This is a genomic window from Sinanaerobacter chloroacetimidivorans (assembly GCF_018128545.1).
GTDB classification, from domain to species: Bacteria; Bacillota; Clostridia; order Peptostreptococcales; family Anaerovoracaceae; genus Sinanaerobacter; species Sinanaerobacter chloroacetimidivorans.
Map to the genome: position 1 here is coordinate 47,047 of NZ_JAGSND010000023.1, position 9,280 is coordinate 56,326.

Here is a 9,280-nt window from a genome sequence, read left to right on the forward strand (position 1 = left end):
TTTCTTTAAATCTGTGCATTTAACGTTTCGTAAACTCCTTTGCAAGCAAAAGCTTGCTGCGCTGTCCGTTTTGCCATTACAGCTGAAGCTGCGGCAAAACGGAAACAAGGCGTGGAACATCGTTATTTCAAATTATAGAAGGCATCAATTCCTGCGTACTGAGCAGAATCATCCAAAATTTCTTCTAATCTCAACAGTTGGTTGTACTTAGCCACTCTGTCGGTACGGGAGGGTGCACCGGTTTTGATCTGGCCAGCATTAATTCCAACAACGATATCAGCAATGGTTACGTCTTCTGATTCACCGGAACGATGGGAAACGATTGCAGTATACCCTGCCTTTTTAGCCATCTCAATAGCATCCAGTGTTTCAGTCAGTGTTCCGATCTGGTTAACCTTGATCAGGATGGAGTTTGCAACACCCAGAGAAATACCCTTGGAGAGTCTTTCCGTATTGGTAACAAACAGGTCATCTCCTACAAGCTGAACTTTTTTGCCAAGTCTGTCTGTAAGAAGCTTCCAGCCTTCCCAGTCGTCTTCAGCAAGTCCGTCTTCGATAGAAATTACAGGATATTTCGAAGTGAGCATTTCGTAATAATCTACCATTTCCGCAACGGTTCTCTTTACGCCCTCTCCTTCAAAATTATAGGTTTTGGATTCTTCATCATACATGCCGGAAGCAGCTACATCCAAAGCAATTTTTACATCTTTGTCAGGTTCATAGCCAGCTTTTTTTATGGCTTCTACGATCACTTCGATAGCCTCTTCATTGGAAGAAAGATTTGGTGCAAAACCGCCTTCATCTCCAACGGCAGTGTTCATGCCTTTACCCTTTAATACTGCTTTAAGGCTGTGGAAGATTTCTGCTCCCATTCTCAAACCTTCTTTGAAGCTTTCAGCTCCAACAGGCATTACCATGAATTCCTGAATATCTACATTATTGTCAGCGTGCTGTCCCCCATTTAAAATATTCATCATAGGAACAGGAAGTGTCTTGCCGTTAACACCGCCGATATACTGGAAAAGAGGTAATCCCAGGCTGTTAGCTGCAGCATGAGCAGCTGCAAGGGATACGCCGAGAATTGCATTAGCGCCCAGTTTTCCTTTATTGTCGGTTCCGTCGAGTTTAATCAGGGTACGATCAAGTCCAACCTGGTCAAAGATATTCATACCGATGATTTCCTCAGCTATGATTTCGTTTACGTTATCTACTGCTTTTTGAACGCCTTTTCCCAGATATCTGCTCTTATCGCCATCTCTGAGTTCTACCGCTTCAAAGATTCCTGTAGATGCTCCGGAAGGAACGATGGCACTTCCCATGCTCCCATCTTCCAGATAAATTTCTACTTCTACCGTTGGATTTCCTCTGGAATCCAGCACCTCACGAGCAATTACATCTTCAATATATGACATACTGTCACCTCCAATTAAAAGTTTACAATCTGAATAAAATCTTGTGGTACAAGGCTAGCGCCTCCTACCAAAGCTCCGTCGATTTCTTCCATGTTCATCAATTCAGTCGCGTTGTTTGGTTTTACACTGCCGCCGTACTGGATGATGACTTTTTCAGAAACTTCGTCACCATAGATGTCTTCAATAACTTTTCTGATATAGCCGCACATTTCATTTGCCTGCTCCGGAGTTGCAGTTCTGCCGGTACCGATGGCCCATACCGGTTCATAGGCTACCACCAGCGAAGCAACCTGATCTGCAGTCAAATCTTTCAGCGCGCCGACCATCTGTGTTTTTACCACATCAAATTCTTTACCCGCATCTCTTTCTTCCAAAACCTCACCTACGCATACGATTGGGAGAATGTTATGCTTAAAGGCTGTGTGCAGCTTCTTGTTGACGGTTTCGTCAGTCTCATTAAAATACTGCCTTCTTTCAGAATGTCCGATAACGCAGTATTCTACTCCGATTTCATTCAGCATATCCGCAGACACTTCTCCGGTATATGCACCGTTTTCCTCAAAATGCATGTTCTGTGCGCCAACCTTGATTCCGGTACCTTTAAAAGCTTCTACCAAAGCAGCCAGCTGGGTATATGGCGCGCAAATACCAGCCAGAACATCGGATTGCTCATATAACTTTTTAAATTCATCTGCAAAAGCAACGGCTTCTTTTGTTGTCTTAAACATTTTCCAGTTGCCTGCAATAAACGGTTTTCTCATTTACTACCTCCTTAGCTCGCCCAATTTGTGAAACAAATTGTTGTTGTTGGCGAACTATTTATTCTCTAATACAGCGATTCCCGGCAGTTCTTTTCCTTCAAGAAATTCCAGAGATGCTCCTCCGCCGGTGGAAATATGTGTCATTTTATCAGCCAGGCCAAACTGCTCAACTGCAGCCGCAGAATCTCCGCCGCCGATTACGGTAACCGCATCACTTTCGGCCATAGCCTCGGCAATACTGATGGTTCCCTTTGCAAAGTTTGACATTTCAAATACACCCATTGGGCCGTTCCAGACAACAGTCTTAGCCTTTTTGATTTCATCCTGGAACAAGGCGATGGTTTTCGGGCCGATGTCCAGTCCCATCCATTCGGCAGGGAGCTGATCACAGTCAAATTCGGCTGTTTCAGCATCATTATTGAACTCCTTGGCAGCCTTCGTATCGATAGGAAGTAAAAGCTTTACGCCCTTTTCCTCTGCCTTTTTCAAAAGATCGGCAGCAAGATCCACTTTATCGGCTTCCAGAATGGATTTGCCGATTTCAAAGCCCTTGGCTTTCAGGAAAGTAAACATCATACCGCCGCCTACAATTAGAGTATCCACTTTGGAGAGCAAGCTTTCAATGACCAGAATTTTGTCACTTACCTTTGCACCACCCATAATGGCTACAAAAGGTCTTTCCGGATTTTCAACGGCATTACCCAGGAATTTTACTTCCTTTTCAATCAGAAAACCGGATACGGCCGGCAGATGATCTGCAATTCCGGCGGTGGAGGAGTGTGCTCTGTGAGCGGTTCCGAAGGCATCATTTACAAAGATCTCCGCCAAATCAGCCAGCTCTTTTGAGAAGTTGGCTCCGTTCTTTGTCTCTTCCTTGCGGAATCTGACATTCTCAAGAAGCATTACGTCGCCATCCTGCAGTGCGTCAGCTGCTTTTGCAACTTCTTCATTAACAACCTCGGGAACGCTGATAAATACGATCTTCTTTCCGGTTAATTCCGATAATCTGTCTGCCACCGGTTTCAGCGTATATTTCATGTTTGCTTCACCGTCAGGTCTTCCAAGGTGAGACATGAGTATCACCTTGGCACCTTGTTCGATTAGATAATTGATTGTCGGCAGAGCACTTGTAATTCGGATATCATCGGTAATTTCTCCGCTGCCGTTCAAGGGAACGTTGAAATCACAGCGGACAATCACTTTTTTACCTTTTACATCTATGTCTCTAACTGTTTTTTTCATATCTTACAGACCCTTCTTGATTACATATTCCATAAGATCTACAACTCTGTTGGAATAACCCCATTCGTTGTCATACCAGGAAACAACCTTAACCATGTTGTCTTCGATTACCATTGTGGATAGTGCATCAATGATGGAGGATCTTTCATCTTCTTTAAAGTCGATGGATACCAGCGGCTCTTCGCAGTATCCTAAGATACCTTTTAATTCGCCTTCAGCAGCCTTCTTTAAAGCTTCGTTAACTTCTTCTTTTGTCGCTTTATTCTTTAATTCGAATACGATGTCAACTACGGATACTGCAGGTGTTGGAACACGCATAGCCATGCCGTTCAATTTTCCTTTTAACTGTGGTAATACAAGGGATACGGCTTTTGCAGCTCCGGTGGTGGTTGGGATAATGGATACGGCAGCTGCTCTTGCTCTTCTGAGGTCGGAGTGCGGAAGATCCAGAATCTTCTGGTCATTAGTATAGGAGTGAATAGTTGTCATCAGTCCTCTTTCGATTCCGAACACTTCATCGATTACCTTTGCAAAAGGAGCCAGGCAGTTTGTTGTGCAGGATGCATTGGAAATAACATGGTGAGCCGTTGCATCGTACTTGTCTTCATTTACACCCATAACGATTGTAATATCTTCATCTGTTGCTGGAGCAGAAATGATAACTTTCTTAGCACCTGCTTTAATATGTTTTTCAGCTTCCGCTTTCTTTGTGAAAAGTCCGGTTGATTCCAGAACAACTTCAACACCCATTTCCTTCCAAGGGAGTTCTTCCGGATTTCTTACGGCAAGAATTTTTACTTCTTTTCCATTTACTACGATGGCATCGGATTTTGCTTCTACTGTGCCGTCAAATTTTCCAAAGCAGCTGTCATACTTTAATAGGTGTGCTAATGTAGCAGGATTGGTGATATCATTGATTGCAACTATTTCAAAATCTGCGTTCTTAGCTAATGCAGCCTTAAATGCATTCCTTCCTATTCTTCCAAATCCATTGATTCCCACTTTTGTTTTCATTTTTCATTCCTCCTAAATGTATTTATTTAAATATTGTGGATACTGTAAAAAGCTTCTTAATATTAGCTCGCCCAATTTGTGAAACAAATTGATGGCGAACTTATGCAAGAAAATCACAAATTTTTAATTTGTAGATTTTGACTGCGAATTAGCCTCGCCCAATTTGTGAAACAAATTGATGGCGAACTTATGCAAGAAAATCACAAATTTTTAATTTGCAGATTTTGACTGCGAATTAGCTCGCCCAATTTGTGAAACAAATTGATGGCGAACTTATGCAAGAAAATCACAAATTTTTAATTTGTAGATTTTGACTGCGAATTAGCCTCGCCCAATTTGCAAAGCAATTAGTCCGTTTATTCGTTTGTTAAATAAATCAGTTTGTTAAAATAATAACTTTTATTTTTGTTAACTTTATATTAAATTAATATCTTTTACGTTTTGAGGATGAGGGCAGATTCATTTCATCTCTATACTTCGCTACAGTCCTTCTGGAAATATCAATTCCTCTTTCCGCCAGCATCTCTACCATAGTCTGGTCACTGAGCGGAGCTTTAGGATCCTCCTTATCTACTATTTCCTTAATAATCGTTTTTATGCTCTCAGAAGCTATACCCTCCCCGCTGTTTCCCGAAACACCGCTGGTGAAAAAATATTTAATTTCGAAAACGCCTCTCGGAGTCTGCATATACTTTCCATTGATGGATCTGCTAACAGTAGACTCATGAATGCCTACTTCGTCGGCAATCTGTTTCAGAGTCAGTGTTTTTAGATGCTTAGGCCCCTCTTCAAAGAAGTCAATCTGATATTTTACAACGGCACAGACCACATTGTAGATGGTCTGTCTGCGCTGCTCAATGCTGCGGATCAGCCATAGAGCGGAGTTCAGCCTGCCTGTCAGGAATTTTGAAATGTTGGATTCTTTATCGGAGTCAATGAGCATCTTCTGATAATATGGGCTGATGGTCAATTTTGGCGCACTGCTCTCATTTACTGTAACAATGTATTCGTCGTCCACTTTCTCAACGATGACATCGGGAACGATATACCTGGTGTCGCTGCTTGAACCGAACTGACGGCCCGGCTTAGGTTCAAGCCCTTTGATAATATCACTGATTTCCTGTACTTCCCTGACAGTAACGTTTAAAGCTTTTGCGATATTATTCAGTCTGTTGCCGGCGATATCCTCCAGATAATGATTGATTACCTCTGTGATCAGAGGATCCTCATTGCCTTGATGGGCAAGCTGTATCAGAAGACATTCCTTTAAATTTCGTGCGCCGACTCCAGCAGGGTCGAAGCTTTGTATCGCAGACAAAACAAGCTCCACCTTATCCTTGGAGAGACTCAGCTCTCTTGAAATTTCATCTAAAGTCAGTGTCATATATCCGTTTTCGTCTAATGACTCAATGATATATCTTCCTGCCTGCCGGCAGCTTTTCTTTAATGGAGCAAACTGAAGCTGAAACAACAGATGTTCTGTCAGCGTTATTTCAGAAGATACATATTGTTCATATGTATACTCGTTTTTTTCCGTATTATACTCCCATTGCTTATAACTGATGTCGTCATACTCTTTCTCTTTAAAATGTTCGGCCCAGTCAATTTCGTGCTCTTCTTTGGAACGAAAGTCATCAGAAGGTTTTTCCTGCTCTGAATCTGTACTTTGCGGCGCTGCCGGAGCCATCTCCAGAATTGGATTCGTGAGTAACTGTTCCTCAACATAGCTTTCCAGTTCCTGTGTATTGAACTGAAGGATCTGAATCGCCTGAATCAGCTCAGGTGTCATCACCAGCTTCTGGGACTGTTCAATTGTTAGATCATATCCTAATCTCATAAAAAACACCTCTTTACTAAAGGTTGTCTAAGATAGAACAAACAATTTTGCACATTTGTTTATTATATTTTGCTCACTTGTTTATTATATCACAATCTTTTTGCTATTTAAAATGATTTTTTTAATTTACTATATTTTTTTACAGAATGCTTGATTTTATTACTTCAAGTCCGGAAAACCAAGCTGTCTTAGTGCTTCAAAGAGTACGATATTGGCGGAATTAGACAAGTTCAGAGATCGCAGCCTCGTATCCTTGCTCATAGGTATGCGGATAGTCTTTTCTTTATGCTCTTCGATAAAACTCCTGGGAAGACCTGCGGTTTCTTTTCCGAAGAGGATCATGGCATCCGATTCGTATTTAACGTCGGTATAACGCCGTTCGCCTTTTGTAGTAGCCAAATACATAGGAGCATCCTGATACTTGTCCATAAATTCATTCAAACTTTTGTGAACTTCCAAACTGACAAAAGGCCAATAATCCAAACCTGCTCTTTTTACCGTTTTATCATCAATAGAAAAACCCAGGGGCTCAATCAGATGCAGTTTCGCTCCCGTTGCAGCACAGGATCTTGCAATATTTCCTGTGTTAGGCGGAATTTCAGGTTCCACCAGTACGATATGAATGGTCAAAATGAATCACCTCACCTCTATCATAATAAATTTTTACATTTTTTTAAAGACAATTTTGTAATTATATATTATAATACGTAAATACGTAGAAATTAGCAGCAGAAATCAACGAATCATCGTTGCGTAAGTATCCGGCAATCTGTTTCGTAAATTGTGCAGGCTAAGATAAGGAGGTATTATTTATGAAAACGATCAGGATCGGTCTTTTAGGACTCGGAAATATTGGGACCGGAACTTATAAAACTTTAGAAATGAACAAAAATCAAATCCAGTCATCTACAGGTGTTTCTATAGAAATTACAAAAATATTAGAGAGAGATGTGGATCGAAAAAGAGATATAAAAGTATCGCCGGAACAATTCACTCAAAACCCTGACGATATTTTTCTGGATCCTTCCATTGATATAGTAATCGAACTTCTAGGCGGAATCGAACCGGCCAGCAGCTTTATGCTGAAAGCTTTACAGAATAAAAAACATGTGGTAACTGCAAACAAAGCGGCGGTGGCAGCTAATTATGACGCCTTTATGGAAGCAGCGAAGGAAAATCAGGTGATGTTCCGTTATGAAGCCAGTGTCGGCGGAGGCATCCCTATTCTCAATGCTTTGACAACTGCCCTTCTCGCCAATGAGTATGAAGAAATCCTCGGCATCGTGAACGGCACCACAAACTATATCCTGACCCAAATGACTGAAAATGGACTGGATTACGCCGATGTACTAAAAACTGCCCAGGAAAAAGGATTTGCGGAGGCAGACCCCACTGCCGATGTGGAAGGTATTGACGTTGCAAATAAACTATCTATTTTGATATCTCTTGTTTTCGGTGTTCGCGTGACTCCGGATGAAATACCAACGGAAGGTATTACAAAGATATCAATGAACGACATCAATCTTGCCGCTCAATTTGGATATAAGATTAAATTGCTGGCGACAGCCAAAAAGGTTAACAATCTGCTGGAGTGTCATGTACAGCCTGCCTTTGTTCCTCTGAATCATCCTCTTGCTTCCGTAAGCAACGAATTCAATGCCATCTTTGTCAAAGGAAATGCGGTGGATGATCTGATGTTCTACGGCAAAGGCGCAGGCCCGCTTCCTACAGGCAGTGCCGTTATGGGAGATGTGATAGAAATATCCAGAGCCATTGCCAAGGGAGCTGCCTTTGACCATTATCCCGAGTCAAAAGCGGTGAAAACCCTGAAGTTTGTCGGAGAGGGACAGAACAAGTACTATGTAAATTTAACAGTTAAAGATGTACCCGGCGTATTAGGGAGCATCTCCACCACTTTCGGCGCCTATGGAATCGGCATCGACTCCGTATTGCAGCTTTCGAAGGATATCAATTCAAAACGCGAAGTTCCCCTTGTATTCATTCTGCATGAAGTAACAAGGTCAAGACTGGACGAAGCTCTGGCTAAAATCAGCAGCTGCGGCTACGCCAGTGAGGTGAAGAGCATTATCAGAGTTATGTAATCTTCATTGAATTAACTATATTAGGAGGAATTCTTTAACATGAGTCTTTATGAACAATGGAAACACCTGATTGACAATCAGACAAACGAAACCTTTGAAGCCTTCTGGGAAAGGTACAGTTCTACGGAAACCAGAATTTACAGCGGCATTCTTGGGGAAAAGAAGGCGAAAGTCAGCGGTACTTTTAAAGATCTGGCTGAAAAATATGAAGCCGATCCCGTAATTTTTATGGGTTTTCTTGACGGCATCAATACCAGCTTGATAGAGGGCCAGAAGTTTGAAACCTTTGATGAGGAATCAGAAATCAATATGGAAATTGATTTTGAAAAGCTCTTTTTCAATATGCTGGAAGCCAAAGCGGATTATTTATATACCCTGCCCCAGTGGGAGGAAATCCTGACCGAAGAGCAAAGACAGGAAATTATAAAAGCTCATAAAAAGTCAAAAACCGTTGTAAAGGATAAGATACCCGGGCGAAACGATCCTTGTCCATGCGGAAGCGGGAAAAAATATAAAAAATGCTGCGGCAATAATTAGGAGCTGCTGAACAAGCCGGAAATTAAAAAAAGGGTTGTTCAGACCGGATGTAATCCGGCGAAAGCAGCCGAAAACAGAATAAATGAATTGTTCAGTAAGCCCTAATTAGTTTCAATTAAAAACAAAAAGTTAAAAAGACAAGTCGTTCTAATGATATGCTCCCCTTATGGTAGACAGTTTAAAAATAAAAATTGTTTCCATAAGGAGGAGTATATTTTTATGGAACGAAAAGGTAAATTTTCGCCAGAGGATAAATTAAAATATGTTCTCAGGTGTATAGAAGGCGAGGATTCTATTTAGACATACTGCAACTATGATTGGTATCAACTATGAATCTTTTAGGCAATGGATTCATAATTACCAATCCTTAGGCAT

8 protein-coding genes are annotated in these 9,280 nt (G+C 41.5%); 2 read left to right on the forward strand and 6 right to left on the reverse strand.

What is annotated here, in order from left to right:
* Positions 1-122: 122 nt before the first annotated feature.
* The 6 genes from eno to trmL form a co-directional block, all read right to left on the reverse strand.
* Positions 123-1,412, reverse strand: a complete 1,290-nt coding sequence (gene eno / locus KCX82_RS20710; RefSeq protein ID WP_227020372.1) for a phosphopyruvate hydratase — start codon at positions 1,410-1,412, stop codon at positions 123-125.
* A gap of 14 nt (positions 1,413-1,426) precedes the next feature.
* Positions 1,427-2,173, reverse strand: coding sequence for a triose-phosphate isomerase (gene tpiA / locus KCX82_RS20715; RefSeq protein WP_227020373.1), 747 nt, complete (start codon positions 2,171-2,173; stop codon positions 1,427-1,429).
* Positions 2,174-2,227: 54 nt separating this feature from the next.
* Entirely contained in the window at positions 2,228-3,415 is a 1,188-nt protein-coding gene (locus tag KCX82_RS20720; RefSeq protein WP_227020374.1) for a phosphoglycerate kinase, read from the reverse strand.
* A gap of 3 nt (positions 3,416-3,418) precedes the next feature.
* The gene (gene gap / locus KCX82_RS20725) at positions 3,419-4,429 is read right to left on the reverse strand and encodes a type I glyceraldehyde-3-phosphate dehydrogenase (protein ID WP_227020375.1); all 1,011 of its coding nucleotides are present in this window, start codon (positions 4,427-4,429) and stop codon (positions 3,419-3,421) included.
* Positions 4,430-4,853: 424 nt separating this feature from the next.
* A complete protein-coding gene (gene rpoN, locus KCX82_RS20730) occupies positions 4,854-6,266 on the reverse strand; it encodes an RNA polymerase factor sigma-54 (RefSeq protein WP_227020376.1) in 1,413 nt (470 codons plus the stop codon).
* 159 nt (positions 6,267-6,425) lie between these two features.
* Positions 6,426-6,896 (reverse strand): tRNA (uridine(34)/cytosine(34)/5-carboxymethylaminomethyluridine(34)-2'-O)-methyltransferase TrmL, encoded by a 471-nt coding sequence (trmL, locus tag KCX82_RS20735; protein WP_227020377.1) that lies wholly within the window; start codon positions 6,894-6,896, stop codon positions 6,426-6,428.
* A 182-nt stretch (positions 6,897-7,078) separates the two neighbouring features.
* On the opposite strand from trmL, the gene KCX82_RS20740 reads away from it, so the two are divergent.
* Positions 7,079-8,368: a homoserine dehydrogenase gene (locus KCX82_RS20740; protein WP_227020378.1), complete on the forward strand. Its 1,290-nt coding sequence runs from the start codon at positions 7,079-7,081 to the stop codon at positions 8,366-8,368.
* A gap of 39 nt (positions 8,369-8,407) precedes the next feature.
* Positions 8,408-8,905 carry an SEC-C metal-binding domain-containing protein gene (locus KCX82_RS20745; protein WP_227020379.1) on the forward strand — a complete coding sequence of 166 codons (498 nt, stop codon included), beginning with the start codon at positions 8,408-8,410 and terminating at the stop codon, positions 8,903-8,905.
* Positions 8,906-9,280: the final 375 nt, after the last annotated feature.